Annotated in this window: 16 protein-coding genes, 3 tRNA genes, 4 rRNA genes, 1 other RNA gene and 1 other annotated feature (1 of these 25 running past the window's edge); of the genes, 5 read left to right on the forward strand and 19 right to left on the reverse strand. The window is 44.8% G+C overall.

Translation table 11 applies throughout. From position 1 onward, the window contains the following. The 11 genes from H7F27_RS00045 to tadA form a co-directional block, all read right to left on the reverse strand. Positions 1-846: ribosomal RNA gene (locus tag H7F27_RS00045) — 23S ribosomal RNA — on the reverse strand (it extends 2,082 nt beyond the left edge of the window). 81 nt (positions 847-927) lie between these two features. Further along, positions 928-1,003, reverse strand: a tRNA-Ala gene (locus H7F27_RS00050). A gap of 12 nt (positions 1,004-1,015) precedes the next feature. Next, positions 1,016-1,092 (reverse strand) — tRNA-Ile (locus H7F27_RS00055). A 101-nt stretch (positions 1,093-1,193) separates the two neighbouring features. Next, positions 1,194-2,743 (reverse strand): 16S ribosomal RNA (locus H7F27_RS00060). The 16S and 23S rRNA genes sit together here with 2 tRNA genes alongside, the layout of an rRNA operon. Positions 2,744-2,988: 245 nt before the next feature. Further along, positions 2,989-3,252, reverse strand: a complete 264-nt coding sequence (gene bofA, locus H7F27_RS00065; protein ID WP_024123600.1) for a sigma-K factor-processing regulator BofA — start codon at positions 3,250-3,252, stop codon at positions 2,989-2,991. 66 nt (positions 3,253-3,318) lie between these two features. Further along, the gene (locus H7F27_RS00070; protein WP_024123599.1) at positions 3,319-3,543 is read right to left on the reverse strand and encodes a YaaL family protein; all 225 of its coding nucleotides are present in this window, start codon (positions 3,541-3,543) and stop codon (positions 3,319-3,321) included. A gap of 18 nt (positions 3,544-3,561) precedes the next feature. Further along, on the reverse strand, positions 3,562-4,158 hold the full coding sequence (recR, locus tag H7F27_RS00075) for a recombination protein RecR (protein WP_024123598.1): 597 nt from the start codon (positions 4,156-4,158) through the stop codon (positions 3,562-3,564). Between the two features lie 14 nt (positions 4,159-4,172). Beyond that, positions 4,173-4,496: a YbaB/EbfC family nucleoid-associated protein gene (locus H7F27_RS00080; protein WP_014112282.1), complete on the reverse strand. Its 324-nt coding sequence runs from the start codon at positions 4,494-4,496 to the stop codon at positions 4,173-4,175. Between the two features lie 23 nt (positions 4,497-4,519). Continuing rightward, positions 4,520-6,214, reverse strand: coding sequence for a DNA polymerase III subunit gamma/tau (dnaX, locus tag H7F27_RS00085; RefSeq protein ID WP_024123597.1), 1,695 nt, complete (start codon positions 6,212-6,214; stop codon positions 4,520-4,522). A 128-nt stretch (positions 6,215-6,342) separates the two neighbouring features. Continuing rightward, positions 6,343-6,607, reverse strand: an RNA gene (gene ffs / locus H7F27_RS00090) — signal recognition particle sRNA large type. Positions 6,608-6,689: 82 nt separating this feature from the next. After that, on the reverse strand, positions 6,690-7,175 hold the full coding sequence (tadA, locus tag H7F27_RS00095; RefSeq protein ID WP_024123596.1) for a tRNA adenosine(34) deaminase TadA: 486 nt from the start codon (positions 7,173-7,175) through the stop codon (positions 6,690-6,692). 83 nt (positions 7,176-7,258) lie between these two features. On the opposite strand from tadA, the gene H7F27_RS00100 reads away from it, so the two are divergent. The 4 genes from H7F27_RS00100 to dck all read left to right on the forward strand — a co-directional run bounded on the left by H7F27_RS00100 (position 7,259) and on the right by dck (position 10,528). Beyond that, entirely contained in the window at positions 7,259-7,810 is a 552-nt protein-coding gene (locus H7F27_RS00100; protein ID WP_010332741.1) for a cysteine hydrolase family protein, read from the forward strand. A 62-nt stretch (positions 7,811-7,872) separates the two neighbouring features. Then, a complete protein-coding gene (locus H7F27_RS00105) occupies positions 7,873-9,156 on the forward strand; it encodes a glycosyl hydrolase family 18 protein (RefSeq protein WP_103672612.1) in 1,284 nt (427 codons plus the stop codon). 98 nt (positions 9,157-9,254) lie between these two features. Continuing rightward, positions 9,255-9,878, forward strand: a complete 624-nt coding sequence (gene dgk / locus H7F27_RS00110; RefSeq protein WP_105955735.1) for a deoxyguanosine kinase — start codon at positions 9,255-9,257, stop codon at positions 9,876-9,878. Beyond that, the gene (dck, locus tag H7F27_RS00115) at positions 9,875-10,528 is read left to right on the forward strand and encodes a deoxyadenosine/deoxycytidine kinase (protein WP_024123592.1); all 654 of its coding nucleotides are present in this window, start codon (positions 9,875-9,877) and stop codon (positions 10,526-10,528) included. Before dgk ends, dck begins: the two co-directional genes overlap by 4 nt. Before the next feature lie 114 nt (positions 10,529-10,642). Here the strand turns inward: dck and H7F27_RS00120 are convergent. The 6 genes from H7F27_RS00120 to guaB form a co-directional block, all read right to left on the reverse strand. Beyond that, positions 10,643-10,735: transfer RNA gene (locus H7F27_RS00120), tRNA-Ser, on the reverse strand. A gap of 132 nt (positions 10,736-10,867) precedes the next feature. Next, positions 10,868-12,145 carry a serine--tRNA ligase gene (gene serS, locus H7F27_RS00125; RefSeq protein WP_024123591.1) on the reverse strand — a complete coding sequence of 426 codons (1,278 nt, stop codon included), beginning with the start codon at positions 12,143-12,145 and terminating at the stop codon, positions 10,868-10,870. Positions 12,146-12,211: 66 nt separating this feature from the next. After that, positions 12,212-12,424: a binding site (T-box leader), on the reverse strand. A 52-nt stretch (positions 12,425-12,476) separates the two neighbouring features. Next, entirely contained in the window at positions 12,477-13,067 is a 591-nt protein-coding gene (gene pdxT / locus H7F27_RS00130) for a pyridoxal 5'-phosphate synthase glutaminase subunit PdxT (RefSeq protein WP_024123590.1), read from the reverse strand. A 20-nt stretch (positions 13,068-13,087) separates the two neighbouring features. Further along, complete coding sequence (pdxS, locus tag H7F27_RS00135) at positions 13,088-13,972, reverse strand: pyridoxal 5'-phosphate synthase lyase subunit PdxS (RefSeq protein ID WP_024123589.1); 885 nt, start codon at positions 13,970-13,972, stop codon at positions 13,088-13,090. 195 nt (positions 13,973-14,167) lie between these two features. Beyond that, the gene (gene dacA, locus H7F27_RS00140) at positions 14,168-15,499 is read right to left on the reverse strand and encodes a D-alanyl-D-alanine carboxypeptidase (protein WP_024123588.1); all 1,332 of its coding nucleotides are present in this window, start codon (positions 15,497-15,499) and stop codon (positions 14,168-14,170) included. Between the two features lie 154 nt (positions 15,500-15,653). Then, positions 15,654-17,120, reverse strand: a complete 1,467-nt coding sequence (gene guaB / locus H7F27_RS00145; protein ID WP_024123587.1) for an IMP dehydrogenase — start codon at positions 17,118-17,120, stop codon at positions 15,654-15,656. A 120-nt stretch (positions 17,121-17,240) separates the two neighbouring features. Here guaB and H7F27_RS00150 point away from each other — a divergent pair, with 120 nt between their 5' ends. Next, positions 17,241-18,191: a YaaC family protein gene (locus tag H7F27_RS00150; protein WP_185848919.1), complete on the forward strand. Its 951-nt coding sequence runs from the start codon at positions 17,241-17,243 to the stop codon at positions 18,189-18,191. Between the two features lie 37 nt (positions 18,192-18,228). Here H7F27_RS00150 and rrf read toward each other — a convergent pair. Continuing rightward, a 5S ribosomal RNA gene (gene rrf / locus H7F27_RS00155) occupies positions 18,229-18,344 on the reverse strand. A 53-nt stretch (positions 18,345-18,397) separates the two neighbouring features. Next, positions 18,398-21,325: ribosomal RNA gene (locus H7F27_RS00160) — 23S ribosomal RNA — on the reverse strand. Positions 21,326-21,386 lie beyond the last annotated feature (61 nt).

The following is a 21,386-nucleotide window of genomic DNA, read 5'->3' on the forward strand; positions in this document are numbered from 1 at the left end:
CCAGGTTCGATTGGCATTTCACCCCTACCCACACCTCATCCCCGCACTTTTCAACGTGCGTGGGTTCGGGCCTCCATTCAGTGTTACCTGAACTTCACCCTGGACATGGGTAGATCACCTGGTTTCGGGTCTACGACCACGTACTCATGCGCCCTATTCAGACTCGCTTTCGCTGCGGCTCCGCATCTTCTGCTTAACCTTGCACGGGATCGTAACTCGCCGGTTCATTCTACAAAAGGCACGCCATCACCCGTTAACGGGCTCTGACTACTTGTAGGCACACGGTTTCAGGATCTCTTTCACTCCCCTTCCGGGGTGCTTTTCACCTTTCCCTCACGGTACTGGTTCACTATCGGTCACTAGGGAGTATTTAGCCTTGGGAGATGGTCCTCCCGGATTCCGACGGAATTTCACGTGTTCCGCCGTACTCAGGATCCACTCTGGAGAGAACGAAGTTTTGACTACAGGGCTGTTACCTCCTATGGCGGGCCTTTCCAGACCTCTTCATCTACCTCGTTCCTTTGTAACTCCGTATAGAGTGTCCTACAACCCCAAGAGGCAAGCCTCTTGGTTTGGGCTAATCCCGTTTCGCTCGCCGCTACTCAGGGAATCGCATTTGCTTTCTCTTCCTCCGGGTACTTAGATGTTTCAGTTCCCCGGGTCTGCCTTCTCATATCCTATGAATTCAGATATGGATACCACTCCATTACGAGTGGTGGGTTTCCCCATTCGGAAATCTCCGGATCAAAGCTTGCTTACAGCTCCCCGAAGCATATCGGTGTTCGTCCCGTCCTTCATCGGCTCCTAGTGCCAAGGCATCCACCGTGCGCCCTTTCTAACTTAACCGTTAAAAAGAATCACTATGTGATATCTTGTGTTACTAATTGAATGTGATGTCTACTGTTATCTAGTTTTCAAAGAACACGTTGGTGGAGCCTAGCGGGATCGAACCGCTGACCTCCTGCGTGCAAAGCAGGCGCTCTCCCAGCTGAGCTAAGGCCCCATTTGTATAAGATGGTGGGCCTGAGTGGACTCGAACCACCGACCTCACGCTTATCAGGCGTGCGCTCTAACCAGCTGAGCTACAGGCCCATCTTAACTTATTCAAGGAACAAAGTTCCTTCAAAACTAAACAAGACAGGGAACGTTCTGTTTATAAGACCCAAGGTCTTATATTCCGTAAATATCCTTAGAAAGGAGGTGATCCAGCCGCACCTTCCGATACGGCTACCTTGTTACGACTTCACCCCAATCATCTGTCCCACCTTCGGCGGCTGGCTCCATAAAGGTTACCTCACCGACTTCGGGTGTTACAAACTCTCGTGGTGTGACGGGCGGTGTGTACAAGGCCCGGGAACGTATTCACCGCGGCATGCTGATCCGCGATTACTAGCGATTCCAGCTTCACGCAGTCGAGTTGCAGACTGCGATCCGAACTGAGAACAGATTTGTGGGATTGGCTTAACCTCGCGGTTTCGCTGCCCTTTGTTCTGTCCATTGTAGCACGTGTGTAGCCCAGGTCATAAGGGGCATGATGATTTGACGTCATCCCCACCTTCCTCCGGTTTGTCACCGGCAGTCACCTTAGAGTGCCCAACTGAATGCTGGCAACTAAGATCAAGGGTTGCGCTCGTTGCGGGACTTAACCCAACATCTCACGACACGAGCTGACGACAACCATGCACCACCTGTCACTCTGCCCCCGAAGGGGACGTCCTATCTCTAGGATTGTCAGAGGATGTCAAGACCTGGTAAGGTTCTTCGCGTTGCTTCGAATTAAACCACATGCTCCACCGCTTGTGCGGGCCCCCGTCAATTCCTTTGAGTTTCAGTCTTGCGACCGTACTCCCCAGGCGGAGTGCTTAATGCGTTAGCTGCAGCACTAAGGGGCGGAAACCCCCTAACACTTAGCACTCATCGTTTACGGCGTGGACTACCAGGGTATCTAATCCTGTTCGCTCCCCACGCTTTCGCTCCTCAGCGTCAGTTACAGACCAGAGAGTCGCCTTCGCCACTGGTGTTCCTCCACATCTCTACGCATTTCACCGCTACACGTGGAATTCCACTCTCCTCTTCTGCACTCAAGTTCCCCAGTTTCCAATGACCCTCCCCGGTTGAGCCGGGGGCTTTCACATCAGACTTAAGGAACCGCCTGCGAGCCCTTTACGCCCAATAATTCCGGACAACGCTTGCCACCTACGTATTACCGCGGCTGCTGGCACGTAGTTAGCCGTGGCTTTCTGGTTAGGTACCGTCAAGGTACCGCCCTATTCGAACGGTACTTGTTCTTCCCTAACAACAGAGCTTTACGATCCGAAAACCTTCATCACTCACGCGGCGTTGCTCCGTCAGACTTTCGTCCATTGCGGAAGATTCCCTACTGCTGCCTCCCGTAGGAGTCTGGGCCGTGTCTCAGTCCCAGTGTGGCCGATCACCCTCTCAGGTCGGCTACGCATCGTTGCCTTGGTGAGCCGTTACCTCACCAACTAGCTAATGCGCCGCGGGTCCATCTGTAAGTGGTAGCCGAAGCCACCTTTTATGTTTGAACCATGCGGTTCAAACAAGCATCCGGTATTAGCCCCGGTTTCCCGGAGTTATCCCAGTCTTACAGGCAGGTTACCCACGTGTTACTCACCCGTCCGCCGCTAACATCAGGGAGCAAGCTCCCATCTGTCCGCTCGACTTGCATGTATTAGGCACGCCGCCAGCGTTCGTCCTGAGCCAGGATCAAACTCTCCGATAAAGTAGTTTGACTGACTACGCACATCGCTGTGCGATTTATATTAAAACTTGAATTAACAGGTACGTTTTGTCTTGTTTAGTTTTCAAAGAACTTTGTTGCCGCTCTTTAAGCGACTTTATAATCATAACATTTTACGCCGTTTCCGTCAACAACTTTTTTCGTAATTTCTTTAAAAAGCTTATCCGTCATCAGCGACGTATATTAGAATAACACCCTTACGTCTTAAAGTCAACATATAACATGAATTAAATAATAAAATGCTTAATCACTACTAATGCTGCTATTCCCGGTATGCCCAAGATTCCGCTTATGGCTGTTGTGACAATATTAATCGGCACATGGATGCCGAGGCTGCCTCCGAACATGTTCACACATACCAGCAACAAAGCACCCGCTACACATTTAACAGCAGTTATACCAATCCACTTTAAAGGCTTTGCAGGCGAACCTGATAAAAATAGAAGAACAACTAGTCCTAAAATAATCCCTATAATAAAAATAGGCTCCATGAATCTTCTCATCCCCTTCACTTGTTCTAGTACAAGCTTATGAGAAGATCCAGGAGTTTAGACCACTTACTTCCACCGGCTGATTTTCAAATTCCGCTGTTTCGCTTCCCTCAAGTAAAAAAAATACTTCGCTTCAGCTACCTTCAGCTCGCATAAAACTTCAGCTGATGGTTCAAGGCTTTTTTCAACCAGCTTCTTTTGCCTGTTCCACTCTTCCTTTTGCTTAAAAAGCTGCTCGATTAGTTTTTCATCAAACTCTCTTCTCAATGTTTTCTTGCGAAGAAAACCCATGGATCGCTTTTTCCTCCCTTACAATTCACGTCTTCCTTCAAGTGCCTTAGAAAGAGTGACCTCATCAGCATATTCCAAGTCACCGCCGACGGGCAGTCCGTGGGCAATACGGGAGAGCTTAATACCAGATGGCTTCAAGAGCCTTGATATATACATCGCTGTTGCTTCCCCTTCTATATTAGGGTTTGTTGCGAGAATCACTTCTGTCACTTGATCATCCTGTAATCGTTTTAACAATTCTGGTATTTTTATATCCTCTGGTCCGATGCCGTCCATTGGAGAAATGGCGCCGTGGAGAACATGATACTGGCCGTTGTATTCTTTCATTTTCTCCATAGCAATAACATCCTTAGGGTCTTGCACAACACAGATAATGGACTTATCCCTTCGTGAATCTTCACATATATAACAAGGGTCCTGGTCTGTAATATGCCCGCAAACTGAGCAATATGTCAGATTGCGTTTCGCATTTACCAACGCTTTCGCAAAATCTAATACCACATCTTCTTTCATACCTAGAACAAAAAAAGCCAGACGGACCGCTGTTTTCGGTCCGATCCCTGGCAATTTCATAAAGCTGTCGATCAGCTTTGATATTGGTTCAGGATATTGCATTTTCTTTTATCCCCCTAGAACAAACCTGGCATGTTCATTCCTTTTGTAAATTGACCCATTGTTTCGTTTGTGATCTCGTCAACTTTTTTCAAGGCTTCATTCGTTGCAGCAAGCACTAAGTCCTGGAGCATTTCGATATCTTCCGGGTCAACTACATCTTCTTTAATGATGACATCCAGAATTTCTTTTTGGCCGTTTGCTTTAACTGTTACCATACCGCCGCCTGCAGTTCCTTCAACTACCTGTTCTGCAAGCTCTTCTTGAGCCTTGGCCATATCCTTTTGCATTTTTTGCATTTGTTTCATCATTTTTTGCATATTTCCCATTCCGCCACGCATATTATCCACTCTCTTTCATTTTGTTAGTCTTTTATTTCAATTAAATCCGCTCCGACAAGCTTTTTTGCTTCTGCAATAAGCGGATCTTCTTCAGCCGGCTCATTTGATCCTTCATTTTCCTGCTGATGATCTACTAAAAATTCTTCTCTTATTTTACCCCATTGTGCTTCTGGAACGCCAATCAAATCCATTCTTTTTCCGAGCATAGATTCTAAAATCTGTTCAAGATTAGTCCGGACACCGTTGTTATCCTCGGCGACCATTTTACAATGTATTTCATATTTGAATTTCAGTACAAATGCCGAAGAAGCTGCAGCCACAGGTTCACTGTCATTCAGCAGCGCAGCATGTGATACTTTGTTTTGCTGTTTCAGGTGAGCCAGAAGCTTGCCCCAGCTGCTTCTGAGCTGATCAAGGTCCGTCCTCGTTGCTTCCTTCAAAATTTCATGAATTCTGCCTACCGGCGCTTTGTAATTGGATTTCCCGCCTTTTGGCGCACGCGGCGCTTCTTTTTTCGGACTTTCCGCCGCTGCTTTTACGCCGGTTGTTTTGAGCCGTTCTACTTCTTGCTCAAGCTGCTGGATTTTTTTCATCAGCATATCAACTTCAGGCAGGTCTGCAGCAGCTGGTTGATGAGACGTTTGGCAAATCTTCACCACAGCCACTTCAAAGAAGATGCGGGGATGGTTCGTCCATTTCATTTCCTGGTGACTCTTGTTCAGGATATCAATCATTTCATATATCGCCTGGGTCGGAATTTGTTCACTCAATTCACGGAACGTTTCATCGACTTTTACTTTTTCCAGTACACCCTCTAAGCCAGGAGCTGTTTTGAACAGCAGCATGTCCCTGAAATAGAAAATCATATCCTCTATCAGCTTCGCCGGGTCTTTCCCTTGCTGAAGCAGCTCATTCAATGTTTCCAAAGCTTCAGAAACATGTTTTTCATGCAGAGATTGCGCAAGCTTTCCTATATATAATTGAGAAACTGCTCCGGTAATCAGAAGCGCATCATCAACTTTTAGCTCGTCGCCGCTGAATGAGACTGCCTGATCAAGAAGGCTCAAAGCATCCCTCATACCGCCATCTGCAGCACTCGCAATAATGTCGAGCGCCCCTTCTTCAACCTGCAGCTCTTCAGCATCAACTATTTTGTTCATACGTCCGACAATCGCTTGGGATGTAATTCGCTTGAAGTCAAAACGCTGACATCTGGAGATAATGGTTAAAGGAATTTTGTGCGGTTCTGTTGTTGCTAAAATGAAAATACAATGCTCAGGCGGCTCTTCTAATGTTTTTAATAACGCATTAAAGGCGCCGATAGAAAGCATATGCACCTCATCTATGATATATACCTTATATGTGACGGCCGATGGGGCAAACTTCACTTTGTCGCGGATGTCACGAATTTCATCAACACCATTGTTAGAAGCGGCGTCAATTTCTATGACATCGGATATGGACCCGTTTGTTATCCCTTTACAGGCTGCACATTCGTTACATGGCTCATCAACAGGAGCGTGTTCACAGTTGACAGCTTTGGCAAATATTTTGGCCGCACTGGTTTTTCCCGTACCCCTTGGCCCGGAAAACAGATAAGCATGAGAAAATTTCTTTTGCAAAAGGGCATTTTGAAGCGTTTTTGTAATGTGCTCTTGTCCGACCACATCTTCAAAGCGCTGAGGCCTGAATACTCGATATAAAGCTTGGTAACTCACGGGTGCGCCCTCCTCCGTTATTCATCATTCCCATTATACATGAACCGTGTATCGATTCCAAAAGCTCTTTTACATAACAAAAAACTCACCTAATATTAGGTGAGTTTGAAAATTTGATGATTGATTTACCGTGCACCTTCTGTCGATTCGCTACCCTAAGCGTTACTTAAGCAGTTAGCTCGGCCCAGGCAACCCTGCGGCACATGAGAGGTTTCACTTAATGCTGCTTCCTTCCGGACCTGACATGGTTCATGAATTCCCATTGCGCAGGACCCAAACGTCAACACCACTTACTTAAGGCAGACCTTAAAGTAAACGAACCTCGAGAAGGGATTCGGCCCCGCTAGAGCGGATTGCGGGTACAGGGCACCGCTACCTCCCCGCTTAGCACGGCAAAATAAATATCAAATTTTATGTCGCATCTATGACGATGCACACATAAGTATATCCTTTTCCCCTAAAAATTGCAACCTTACTACTCAGACAAGTTTTTCCTAGAAGCTTTCTTCTTTTTTCTCAGATCTCTGAAAAACGCACTGAGCATTCCTCCGCATTCTTCCTCTAGCACACCGCTCACCACTTCAGCCTGATGATTAAAGCGTTCTTCCTGAAGAAGGTTCATTAACGTGCCTGAACAGCCTCCTTTTGGATCAAATGCGCCAAATACTACTTTCTCCACGCGTGAAAGCACGACGGCTCCGGCACACATCGGACAAGGCTCAAGGGTAACGTAAAGTGTTGCGCCTTCCAGTCTCCATGTTCCAAGTGACTTGCACGCTTCATCAATCACAAGCATTTCCGCATGAGCGATAGACCGCTGCTCTGTTTCTCTTAAATTGTGCGCGCGTGCCACGATTTTATCATTCACAACAAGCACGGCCCCGATCGGCACCTCGCCTTTCGCTTCAGCTTTTTTCGCTTCTTTTATTGCTTCTTTCATATAAAGTTCATCTTGATTCATCAGATTAGCTCTCTTTTCAAAGTTTTTTCCTTACCTAAAAAGGCTACATATTAACTATAACTTAAACAGAAAGGAGACTGTCGATGTCTAAAGCAGACACAGCTCTTCTCATTGTAGACATGATCAATAATTTTGAATTTGATATGGGAGAAAGTCTCGCCAACAAAACAGAAAAAATCGTTCCTCACATTTTATCATTAAAAAAGCACGCAAGACAAAATGACTGGCCGATTATATACATTAATGATCATTACGGGCTTTGGCAAGCGGATATCCAAAATATCCAGCAAGAATGTGAAAACGAGAAAAGCAAGGCCATTATTGAAAAGATATCGCCCGAGGATGCCGACTATTTTTTAATCAAGCCGAAACACTCCGCTTTTTATGAAACAGCCCTCCATACCCTCCTGACTGAATTACAGGTGAAACGCATTGTCTTAACAGGGATAGCCGGAAATATATGCGTGCTGTTTACTGCTAATGATGCTTACATGAGAGAATACAGCATTACAATACCTAAGGACTGCATTGCTTCTAACAGCGATAAGGACAATGAATTCGCTCTAACCATGATGGAAAATGTTCTTTTCGCAGAAATTACAACTGAAGAACAAATTACAGAAAAACAAACATGATTAGCGCTTTCCTTTCATACATTGTAGCGATATGAAAGGAGGCGTTTTTCATTCAAATTTATGTGGTGAAACAAGGAGACACTCTTTCTGCTATCGCTTCACAATACAGAACAACTGCAAACGAAATCACAGAAACGAATGAAATACCGAATCCCGACAGCCTTGTTGTCGGACAAACCATTGTTATTCCAATAGCTGGCCAGTTTTATGATGTTCAACAAGGTGATACCCTGACATCCATCGCACAGCAATTTAATACAACAGCAGCTGAGCTTGCCAGGGTGAACCGCATCCAGTTAAATACCGTACTGCAGATTGGTTTCCGTTTATACATTCCTCCAGTTCCAAAAAGAGACATTGAATCAAGCGCTTATTTGGAGCCACGCGGAAATCAAGTCAGCGAAAATCTCCAGCAGGCGGCCAGAGAAGCATCGCCCTACTTAACGTACCTTGGCGCATTCAGTTTCCAGGCACAGCGTGATGGAACCTTAGTCGCACCGCCTTTAACGAATTTAAGAAGCATTGCAGAGAATCAAGGCACGACATTGATGATGATTATAACGAACCTAGAAAACCAGGCATTCAGCGATGAGCTCGGCCGGATCCTTTTGAACGACGATACTGTGAAAAGAAGACTTTTGAATGAAATAGTCGAGAATGCCAGAAGATATGGCTTCCGTGCTATTCATTTTGACTTTGAATACTTACGGCCCCAGGATAGAGAGGCATATAATCAATTTCTCCGCGAGGCAAGGGATCTTTTTCATCAAGAAGGCTTAGAAATTTCTACGGCGCTTGCCCCTAAAACAAGCGCAACACAGCAGGGCAGATGGTACGAAGCCCATGATTACAGAGCACATGGCCAAATTGTAGACTTTGTTGTCCTCATGACATATGAATGGGGATACAGTGGTGGACCAGCTCAAGCCGTTTCTCCAATAGGACCTGTTCGGAACGTCATTGAATATGCTTTAACCGAAATGCCCGCCAATAAAATTGTCATGGGGCAGAATTTATATGGATATGACTGGACACTTCCTTATACAGCAGGAGGAACTCCGGCAAGAGCAATAAGCCCTCAGCAAGCCATTGTCATAGCCGATCAAAACAATGCCGACATCCAGTATGACCAAACTGCCCAAGCCCCCTTCTTCCGCTATACTGATGCAGAAAACAAAAGGCACGAGGTATGGTTTGAAGACGCCCGTTCGATTCAGGCCAAATTCAATCTGATTAAAGAGCTTAATTTAAGAGGGATCAGCTACTGGAAGCTGGGGCTTTCCTTTCCTCAAAACTGGCTGCTGCTTTCTGATCAATTTCAAGTTGTCAAAAAGACGTTCCGTTAATTTGGAAACGTCTTTTTTTCATAAGGGAATCCAAGGGTTGTGATACAATATGAAGGTCAGCAATTGACGGACGTTTTTTAGAAATAAGGAGGATTCCAATGAATACAGCCCCTTTTATCGCAGTTGAAGGTCCTATCGGGGCAGGAAAAACAACGCTCGCGACGATGCTTTCACAAGAGCTTGGATTCCCTATGATCAGTGAGATTGTTGAGGATAACCCATACCTTGATAAGTTTTATGACAACATAGAGGAATGGAGCTTCCAGCTTGAGATGTTTTTTCTTTGTCACAGGTACAAACAGCTTGAGGATACCAGCCATCACTTTTTAAATGAAGGACAGCCTGTGATAGCTGATTATCATATTTATAAAAATGTGATTTTTGCTGAACGAACGCTGTCTGAACAGCAGCTCAACAAATACAGAAAGATTTTTCATCTTCTTACCGATGATCTTCCTAAGCCAAATTTCATCATTTACATAAAGGCAAGTCTGCCCACATTGTTACACCGCATTGAAAAACGCGGGCGTCCCTTTGAGAAAAAAATTGAAACAAGCTATTTGGAACAGCTGATCGCAGATTATGACATCGCCATCAAGCAGCTGCAGGAAGCAGACCCATATCTTACGGTGTTAACAATAGATGGCGATTCAGAGGATTTCGTTTTGAATAAGAGCGATTTTGAACGTATTGCCGCCCATGTAAAGGAGCTTATAAAATGAAGGAACATCATATCCCTGAGAATTCAATCATTACAGTAGCAGGAACAGTAGGTGTCGGAAAATCTACTTTAACAAGAGCATTGGCTAAACGGCTTGGCTTTAAAACCTCTCTTGAGGAAGTCGATCATAACCCATACTTAGAAAAATTCTATCATGATTTTGAACGCTGGAGCTTCCATCTGCAAATCTACTTCTTAGCTGAACGATTCAAAGAACAGAAAAATATTTTTGAAGCCGGCGGAGGGTTTGTACAGGATCGTTCTATTTATGAGGATACTGGGATTTTTGCAAAAATGCACGCTGACAAAGGGACGATGTCAAAGATTGATTATAAAACCTATACAAGCCTGTTTGAAGCAATGGTCATGACACCGTATTTCCCGCATCCTGATGTGCTGATCTATTTAGAAGGCGATCTGGAAAACATATTAGCCCGGATTGAAGAACGCGGACGTGAAATGGAGCTTCAAACAGATCGGTCTTATTGGGAAGAAATGCACACGCGTTACGAAAACTGGATCAGCGGTTTTAACGCTTGCCCTGTCCTGAAAATCCGTATTGAGGATTATGACTTGAAGAATGATGAAAGTTCTATCGAGAACATTGTTGATCAAATCGCAACTGTCATTCATGAAACGAAAAAAAAGTGAATCTCATGACCTGAGATTCACTTTTTTATGATATTAAAAAATCCGTTGCGAACGATGCAACGGACAAAACAATCTCCAATATATGCTTGAGTTTCATTAGAATTAAAATCAATATGGCGGAGGAAGAGGGATTCGAACCCCCGCGGGCTTTGACACCCCTGTCGGTTTTCAAGACCGATCCCTTCAGCCGGACTTGGGTATTCCTCCGTATCGACAAGACTTACTATATCATGAATGTTTTATGATGGTCAAGCATTTTTGAAAACTTTTTTTGTTTTTATGAAAATGTTTAATTCAAATAGCGAAAAGGCGTGCCTTATCAGGCACACCTTTTCAGCTTTACGCTTTGATGACTTCTCTATTTCCCATATAAGGACGAAGCACTTTTGGTATAATGACGCTTCCGTCTTCCTGCTGATAATTTTCTAAAATAGCGGCAACTGTTCTTCCAACTGCCAAACCTGAACCGTTCAATGTGTGTACATGCTCTGGTTTGCCTTTCGCTTCACGTCTAAAACGAATGTTCGCGCGTCTGGCTTGGAACGCTTCGAAGTTGCTGCAAGAAGAAATTTCACGATATGTGTCTTGGCTCGGAATCCAAACTTCTATATCGTATTTTTTCGCAGCCGTAAATCCTAAATCTCCCGTACACATACTCATTACACGGTATGGAAGTTCCAACAGCTGGAGCACACGCTCAGCCTGGTTTGTTAGTTTTTCTAACTCATCATAAGAATCTTCCGGCTTTACAAACTTCACAAGCTCCACTTTATTAAACTGGTGCTGACGGATTAATCCGCGTGTATCGCGCCCTGCTGAACCAGCTTCTGAACGGAAACAGGCACTGAATGCCGCATAATTAATCGGCAGGCTGTCACCTGACAGAATTTCATCCCGATGCATATTTGTGATCGGCACTTCAGCAGTCGGAATCAAGAAGTAATCCTCTTCCCTGATCTTAAACGCATCCTCTTCGAACTTTGGAAGCTGTCCTGTTCCCGTCATGCTTGCACGGTTTACCATATAAGGCGGGATAACCTCAGTATAGTTATACTCATCCACATGAAGGTCAAGCATAAAGTTATAAAGCGCACGCTCCAAACGAGCACCTAAGCCTTTATAAAACACGAAGCGGCTTCCTGTTACCTTCGCAGCACGTTCAAAATCAAGAATGCCGAGCTCATCAGCAATATCCCAATGCGGTTTTGGCTCATGTGCAAATGAAGGTGTTTCGCCCCATTTCCGGATTTCTACGTTATCATCTTCCGTTTCACCGACTGGCACTGATTCATGCGGAATATTCGGGATTGAAAGAAGAATGGTCTCAAGCGCAGATTCTACTGTTCTTAATTCTTCATCAAGTTTTTTAATTTCCTCGCCGACTTCACGCATTTCTTTAATGATGTGATCCGCGTCTTTTTTCTCGCGTTTCAAAGCAGCTACCTGCTGGGATACTTCATTCCGTTTTCCTTTTAGTTCTTCTACTTTTCCGATAAGCTCTCTTCTTTTATCATCAAGCTCCTCGAACTTATCAAAATCTGTTAAGTCTTCGCCTTTGTGTACAAGCTTTGCTTTAATTTCTTGAAAATTCGCTCTCAGCATTTTCGTATCAAGCATGCGAAACACTCCTTTTTTCATTAAATTCATTGAATTATCGAAAATAAAAAGAGCCCTCATCCCCATGAAAGGGACGAGAGCTCTCGCGTTGCCACCCTGATTGAAAACAAGCCATAGACTTGTTTTCCGCTTTCACACATAACGGTTATCCCGTAAATGCCTACTTCATTCAGCATTTCGCTCAAGGATGGATTCAGACAGCATCTTTCACCGATTCGCACCAACCATCGGCTCTCTTAGAAAGAGAGACTTCCTACTAGTTCCTATCAACGCTTTTCGATCTTTATTTGTGTTTATAATGTACTATAAGTTTCCACAGCTTTCAACTGTTTTATACAAGGGCTTTCTGCTTGTATTCCTCTACCATTTGAACGAACAGCTTTGTCACTCGATGATCCTCTGTCAGCTCCGGATGGAACGAACAGCCTAAGAAATTACCCTGTTTAGCCGCAACAATGCGTCCGTTATGCTCAGAAAGCACTTCAACATTTTCACCGGCTTCCAAGATATGCGGCGCACGGATGAATACACCAGTGAAAGGTTCGTCCAGCCCTTTAATTGTTAAATCAGCTTCAAAGCTGTCAACCTGCCGGCCAAACGAATTCCGTTCAACAACTACATTCAGCAAACCTAAATGAGCGTTATCTGAACCGGCAATTTCCTTTGCTAAAATAATTAAACCGGCACATGTTCCAAACATCGGTTTTCCCTGAGCAGCAAACTCACGCAATGGCTCCATGAATTGATACGTATCAATTAAACGGCGCATTGTCGTGCTTTCTCCGCCCGGCAAAATTAAACCATCAATTTCGTTTAGCTGCTCTGGGCGTTTAATAACAAGTCCAGCTGCACCGCATGCTTCAATTGCATGGATATGCTCTCTTACTGCTCCTTGAAGTCCTAGTACACCTATTGTTAACATGTCGCAGCTCTCCTATATTCTTACCAGCCGCGTTCTTGCATACGCTGTTCTGGAAGTAAATTTGAGATTTCGATCCCTTTCATTGCAGTTCCAAGCTCTTTTGAAAGCTCTGCAATCAATTTATAATCAGTGAAGTGAGTTGTTGCTTCCACAATTGCTTTTGCAAATTTTGCAGGATTGTCTGATTTGAAGATACCAGAACCAACAAATACACCGTCAGCGCCAAGCTGCATCATAAGTGCCGCATCAGCAGGAGTCGCTACGCCGCCAGCCGCAAAGTTAACGACAGGAAGTTTACCGTCTCTTTTAATTTGTTGAAGCAGCTCATAAGGCGCTCCCAAATTTTTCGCTTCAGTCATCAGCTCATCATCGCTCATTGCAACTACTTTGCGTACTTGAGCGTTTACCTTGCGCATATGGCGAACAGCTTCAACGATATTACCAGTTCCAGGCTCACCTTTTGTACGAAGCATAGAAGCGCCTTCAGCAATACGGCGTGTTGCTTCGCCGAGGTCACGGCAGCCGCACACGAAAGGAACTGTATATTCATTTTTATTCAAATGAAATTCTTCGTCAGCCGGAGTCAGAACTTCACTTTCATCAATGTAGTCAACACCCATAGCCTCAAGCACACGCGCTTCAACAATATGTCCGATACGCGCTTTTGCCATTACAGGGATGGATACAGCATTCATTACTTCTTCCACGATTGTAGGGTCTGCCATACGGGCAACTCCTCCAGCCGCACGAATATCAGCTGGTACACGTTCTAGCGCCATTACAGCGACAGCTCCAGCCTCTTCAGCAATTTTCGCTTGTTCCGCATTGATGACGTCCATGATGACGCCGCCTTTTTGCATTTCTGCCATTCCGCGTTTTACACGTTCAGTACCTGTTTGAGCCATTTCTTGGTCCCCCTAATCAAGGTATAGTATATGATTTCTATTACTTATTGTATCCTAGAAATCCAATAATTCATATGGATATAACTTATTTTATTCGGTTTTTAGGGCTTTGAAAATCATTTTTTATTAAAAATTGGGTTTTTTCAGTATATTAAGCGAAAGAGCCCTAACATCAATCAGAGCTCTTTCCATTCATTAAAACCAGCCAGTTACTGTATCAACAATGCTTCCCCAGATACCAGCGAAAAATCCGCCGATGCTGCGCATTGTTAAAACAAACCAGTTTGCTTTATCTACATTTTCTTTCGTCACAAGGTCTACACCTGCCAGGCTGCTGTTAAGGAATCCATAGTCCTTTTCATCACCTGTATATTCCGCAGTCAGTTTCCCAACCTTCGTCCCTTTTTTCACAGGGGCAGTCAAAGTGTCTTTGTTTAAAGTGACTTTTGCTTTGTAATTCTTTTCTTCACCATTTTTGACAGGAAGAGAAAATGCCTTGCTTGTGACAATGCCTACTTCTTTCTCTTTACCTTTATCTACAGAAATGGTTTTATGGCCTTTTACCTGATCGCCTTCAGCATAAATTTCTTTCATAGAGAAATTGTTGAAAGCATAATCAAACATTTTTTTCGTTTCATCGAAACGGCCAGTGTGAATGTTGCCTTTTGCGTTTAACACCACAGTGATGACACGCATTCCGTTTCTTTCAGCAGTTCCTGTGAAACATGAACCCGCAGAGTCAGTAGAACCTGTTTTCAGTCCATCTACAGTTGCACCTTTGTACTCGCTGACTAGACCCTTCAGCATAAAGTTCCAGTTCGGCATGTCCATTTCATCATCTGTACCTTTTCTGAACTTCATTTTTGAGATGCTGGAAGTTTCTAAAATCTCAGGGTAGTCAGTAATCAGGTGATCTGCAAGAATAGCCATATCCTTAGCAGAAACTTCACTTTCTTCATCTACGCTTGTCCCTTCAGGCTGCTTGCCGTGAAGATCTTTGTTTTCAAGACCTGTTGCATTAACAAATTTGTAATTTGTTAATCCCAGTTCTTTTGCTTTTGCATTCATTTTTTCAACGAACTTTGTTTCAGAGCCTGCAATAACTTCTGCAATGGCAATCGCAGCCGCATTTGCAGAATAGATTGCTGTCGCTTGATAAAGTTCTTTTACTGTGTATTTTCCGTCTTTTCGAAGAGGAACGTTTGATAAACTGTTATCTTGGGAAATCTCATACACATAGTCATCAGGCGTATAGGTTTGATCCCATTTTACTTTGCCTTCATCAATTGCTTCTAATAACAGATACTCTGTCATCATCTTTGTCATACTTGCAATTGGCAGTCTTTTCTCTGCGTTTTTGCTGTAAAGAATTTTACCTGAAGAAGCTTCGATCATAATAGCAGCTGATGCGTTGATATCAATTGGATCGCTGGCAGCCTTTGCTTTTGACATTGGAGTCAGGCAAGTTACGGCCAGTGTTAAAACAACCAATGACATCAATAGCTGTTTACATTTCTTGATGTTCAATCGTACGACCTCCGTATTTCATTTTTCTTCATCTATAATTAAGCCGTTAAGGACATTTTCAATGCACAACAGTATAAATTTTATCATAATCGGTATAAAAAAAATAGACAGAGTCAGAGACCCTGTCAAATGTTTTTAATTTGTAACAATTTATTTATGAAATTGTATAGTTCGGTGATTCTTTTGTAATCTGTACATCATGCGGATGACTTTCACGAAGGCCTGCACCAGTCATACGAATGAACTGAGCTTCTTCTCTTAAAGCGCGAAGATCTTTAGATCCGCAATATCCCATACCAGAACGAAGACCGCCGACTAGCTGATAAACTGTTTCTTCAACTGGCCCCTTGTAAGGTGTGCGTCCTTCAATGCCTTCTGGAACGAATTTTTTATTTTCTTCTTGGAAGTAACGGTCTTTACTTCCTTTTTCCATTGCAGCCACAGATCCCATACCGCGGTATACTTTGAATCTTCTGCCTTGGTAGATTTCAGTTTCACCAGGGCTTTCTGACGTACCTGCCAGTAAGCTTCCAAGCATAACAGCATGTCCGCCGGCTGCCAATGCTTTTGCAATATCGCCAGAGAATTTAATTCCGCCGTCTGCGATAATTGTTTTGCCATGTTTTCTTGCTTCAGTCGCACAGTCATAAATCGCTGTGATTTGAGGTACACCAACACCTGCTACCACACGAGTAGTACAAATTGAACCAGGTCCGATTCCTACTTTGACAACATCAGCACCAGCTTCGAAGAGTGCTTTTGTCGCTTCAGCTGTTGCTACGTTTCCAGCAATAATATTTAATTCAGGATACGTTTCACGGATCTTTGTCACTGTGTTTAACACGCCTTGAGAATGCCCGTGTGCTGTATCGATAACAATGACATCCACATTGGCTTCTACAAGCTTTTTCACGCGTGTCATCGTGTCGCCAGTTACACCAACTGCCGCGCCAACGATCAAACGGCCGTGAATGTCTTTAGATGAATTAGGGAACTCGATAACTTTTTCAATGTCTTTAATCGTGATAAGACCTTTTAATTTATTTTGATCATCAACGAGTGGAAGCTTTTCAATTTTATGTTTCTGCAAAATCTTTTCAGCTTCGTCTAAAGTCGTTCCAACCGGTGCAGTGACAAGTTCTTCTTTTGTCATAACATCGCTGATTTTCATTGAGTAATCAGAAATAAAACGAAGGTCGCGGTTCGTGATAATACCGACAAGCTTTTGGTCTTCTTTGTTATCTACAATCGGAACACCGGAAATTCTGTATTTCCCCATCAAATGCTCCGCATCAAAAACTTGGTGATCAGGAGTTAAAAAGAAGGGATTTGTAATAACGCCTCGTTCAGAGCGTTTTACTTTATCAACTTGTTCAGCCTGCTGCTCGATCGACATATTTTTATGAATAATGCCCAAGCCGCCCTGTCTAGCCATTGCAATTGCCATTGCTGATTCTGTTACAGTATCCATACCTGCGCTGATGACAGGAATATTCAGCTTTAACGTCTTTGTAAGTTCAACAGATAAATCCACATCACGCGGAAGTACCTCTGACTTAGCTGGTACAAGCAGTACATCGTCGAACGTTAAGCCTTCTTTTGAAAATTTACTTTCCCACATTAGTAAATCCCCCTCTTTTCGGCAAAATATTATATGTAGATTATCAACAAGCCAAGAGCATGTCAAGGAACCGAAAAAGAGTTGAAATATTTAGATAACGGAAAGGAATTAGAAATACATATGACATATCATGATTGGAAAGACTTAGCGCTATTTTACTCCGTAGAATCAACCCAGAAATTTCTAGAAAAAGTCTATGTCTTAAATGGTGCAGATGAGGCGAAACGGAACTCTTTTAAAAACAGCGAGCGGTTTATTTTCTTCTTGAAGCATGCTGAATCATTTTATAAGCAAGCCTCTTGCTCGCCTTTAGAAATCAAACCGATTCTTTTATTTTACGGGATGTCACAGCTGATCAAAGCCTGTCTCATCACACAGGATCCTCACTACCCAAGCCATACATCAGTTCTCGCACATGGCGTCACAGCGCGTAAAAGAAAGAAGCAAAATTATTGTTTTAGCGATGATGAAGTGAAAATACAACGCAACGGTTTATGTATGCACTTCATGAAACACTTATTTGGTCAATCAGGTATAGAAGATGAACGGTATACTATGAAAAGGTTATTAGCCGCTATTCCAGAGTTAAGTGATATTTTTCAATTTCAGAAAAAGGAACGTTTTATTATAAAGGTTGAGAAGGAAAAGGACATGGTTTCTATACCAGAGGATATCGTGATTCATTATAAGATGTCTGATTCACGATTTATTGAATATATGTCTCACCATTTTAAATGGACCTTTTTGAAAAAAGATAAAGATAACCTGCTGTTCCACCTTTCACGGCAAGACATAAATCCATGGACGTCAATCAGCCTATTATTTGATTTGGACAAAAGACAATATTATATTCCTTCTAAACGAGATCAGTTTCTTAAACTTCCGGAAATAACAATCCATTATTTAATTTTGTACAACATAGGAATGATTGCGAGGTATGAAACAGAATGGTGGTATGAGCTGTTAACGCAGCATGTCAGTGATGATTACGTGTTCATTCAGCAGTTTTTAATGGTAACGGAAAACAAATTTCCTAAATACGTTTTGAAATTCCTGCAGCAATATATATAAACAAAAAACCCAGCTCAATGAGCTGGGTTTTACCCTTGCTTGGCGGCGTCCTACTCTCACAGGGGGAAACCCCCGACTACCATCGGCGCTGAAGAGCTTAACTTCCGTGTTCGGCATGGGAACGGGTGTGACCTCTTCGCTATCGCCACCAAACAATTGAGAGTGTTCTCTCAAAACTAGATAACAGGTGTGACATCATTAGAAATTAGGTTAAGTCCTCGATCGATTAGTATCTGTCAGCTCCATGTGTCGCCACACTTCCACCTCAGACCTATCAACCTGATCATCTTTCAGGGATCTTACTTCCTTGCGGAATGGGAAATCTCATCTTGAGGGGGGCTTCATGCTTAGATGCTTTCAGCACTTATCCCGTCCGCACATAGCTACCCAGCGATGCCCTTGGCAGAACAACTGGTACACCAGCGGTGCGTCCATCCCGGTCCTCTCGTACTAAGGACAGCTCCTCTCAAATTTCCTGCGCCCGCGACGGATAGGGACCGAACTGTCTCACGACGTTCTGAACCCAGCTCGCGTACCGCTTTAATGGGCGAACAGCCCAACCCTTGGGACCGACTACAGCCCCAGGATGCGATGAGCCGACATCGAGGTGCCAAACCTCCCCGTCGATGTGGACTCTTGGGGGAGATAAGCCTGTTATCCCCGGGGTAGCTTTTATCCGTTGAGCGATGGCCCTTCCATGCGGAACCACCGGATCACTAAGCCCGACTTTCGTCCCTGCTCGACTTGTAGGTCTCGCAGTCAAGCTCCCTTGTGCCTTTACACTCTGCGAATGATTTCCAACCATTCTGAGGGAACCTTTGGGCGCCTCCGTTACCTTTTAGGAGGCGACCGCCCCAGTCAAACTGCCCACCTGACACTGTCTCCCCGCCCGATAAGGGCGGCGGGTTAGAAGGTCAATACAGCCAGGGTAGTATCCCACCGATGCCTCCACCGAAGCTGGCGCTCCGGTTTCCAAGGCTCCTACCTATCCTGTACAAGCTGTACCAACATTCAATATCAGGCTGCAGTAAAGCTCCACGGGGTCTTTCCGTCCTGTCGCGGGTAACCTGCATCTTCACAGGTACTATAATTTCACCGAGTCTCTCGTTGAGACAGTGCCCAGATCGTTGCGCCTTTCGTGCGGGTCGGAACTTACCCGACAAGGAATTTCGCTACCTTAGGACCGTTATAGTTACGGCCGCCGTTTACTGGGGCTTCAATTCGCACCTTCGCTTACGCTAAGCGCTCCTCTTAACCTTCCAGCACCGGGCAGGCGTCAGCCCCTATACTTCGCCTTACGGCTTCGCAGAGACCTGTGTTTTTGCTAAACAGTCGCCTGGGCCTATTCACTGCGGCTCTCTCGGGCTTGCACCCTAACAGAGCACCCCTTCTCCCGAAGTTACGGGGTCATTTTGCCGAGTTCCTTAACGAGAGTTCTCTCGATCACCTTAGGATTCTCTCCTCGCCTACCTGTGTCGGTTTGCGGTACGGGCACCTCTCACCTCGCTAGAGGCTTTTCTTGGCAGTGTGGAATCAGGAACTTCGCTACTATATTTCGCTCGCCATCACAGCTCAGCCTTATGGGAAACGGATTTGCCTATTTCCCAGCCTAACTGCTTGGACGCGGATATCCAATACCGCGCTTACCCTATCCTCCTGCGTCCCCCCATTGCTCAAATGGTGAGGAGGTGGTACAGGAATATCAACCTGTTGTCCATCGCCTACGCCTTTCGGCCTCGGCTTAGGTCCCGACTAACCCTGAGCGGACGAGCCTTCCTCAGGAAACCTTAGGCATTCGGTGGAGGGGATTCTCACCCCTCTTTCGCTACTCATACCGGCATTCTCACTTCTAAGCGCTCCACCAGTCCTTCCGGTCTGGCTTCACAGCCCTTAGAACGCTCTCCTACCACTGTTCGAAGAACAGTCCGCAGCTTCGGTGATACGTTTAGCCCCGGTACATTTTCGGCGCAGAGTCACTCGACCAGTGAGCTATTACGCACTCTTTAAATGGTGGCTGCTTCTAAGCCAACATCCTGGTTGTCTAAGCAACTCCACATCCTTTTCCACTTAACGTATACTTTGGGACCTTAGCTGGCGGTCTGGGCTGTTTCCCTTTCGACTACGGATCTTATCACTCGCAGTCTGACTCCCAAGGATAAGTCATTGGCATTCGGAGTTTGACTGAATTCGGTAACCCGGTAGGGGCCCCTAGTCCAATCAGTGCTCTACCTCCAAGACTCTTACCTTGAGGCTAGCCCTAAAGCTATTTCGGAGAGAACCAGCTATCTCCAGGTTCGATTGGCATTTCACCCCTACCCACACCTCATCCCCGCACTTTTCAACGTGCGTGGGTTCGGGCCTCCATTCAGTGTTACCTGAACTTCACCCTGGACATGGGTAGATCACCTGGTTTCGGGTCTACGACCACGTACTCATGCGCCCTATTCAGACTCGCTTTCGCTGCGGCTCCGCATCTTCTGCTTAACCTTGCACGGGATCGTAACTCGCCGGTTCATTCTACAAAAGGCACGCCATCACCCGTTAACGGGCTCTGACTACTTGTAGGCACACGGTTTCAGGATCTCTTTCACTCCCCTTCCGGGGTGCTTTTCACCTTTCCCTCACGGTACTGGTTCACTATCGGTCACTAGGGAGTATTTAGCCTTGGGAGATGGTCCTCCCGGATTCCGACGGAATTTCACGTGTTCCGCCGTACTCAGGATCCACTCTGGAGAGAACGAAGTTTTGACTACAGGGCTGTTACCTCCTATGGCGGGCCTTTCCAGACCTCTTCATCTACCTCGTTCCTTTGTAACTCCGTATAGAGTGTCCTACAACCCCAAGAGGCAAGCCTCTTGGTTTGGGCTAATCCCGTTTCGCTCGCCGCTACTCAGGGAATCGCATTTGCTTTCTCTTCCTCCGGGTACTTAGATGTTTCAGTTCCCCGGGTCTGCCTTCTCATATCCTATGAATTCAGATATGGATACCACTCCATTACGAGTGGTGGGTTTCCCCATTCGGAAATCTCCGGATCAAAGCTTGCTTACAGCTCCCCGAAGCATATCGGTGTTCGTCCCGTCCTTCATCGGCTCCTAGTGCCAAGGCATCCACCGTGCGCCCTTTCTAACTTAACCGTTAAAAAGAATCACTATGTGATATCTTGTGTTACTAATTGAATGTGATGTCTACTGTTAT

Origin of the sequence: Bacillus sp. PAMC26543 (assembly GCF_014250375.1) — a bacterium.
GTDB classification, from domain to species: domain Bacteria; phylum Bacillota; class Bacilli; order Bacillales; family Bacillaceae; genus Bacillus; species Bacillus halotolerans.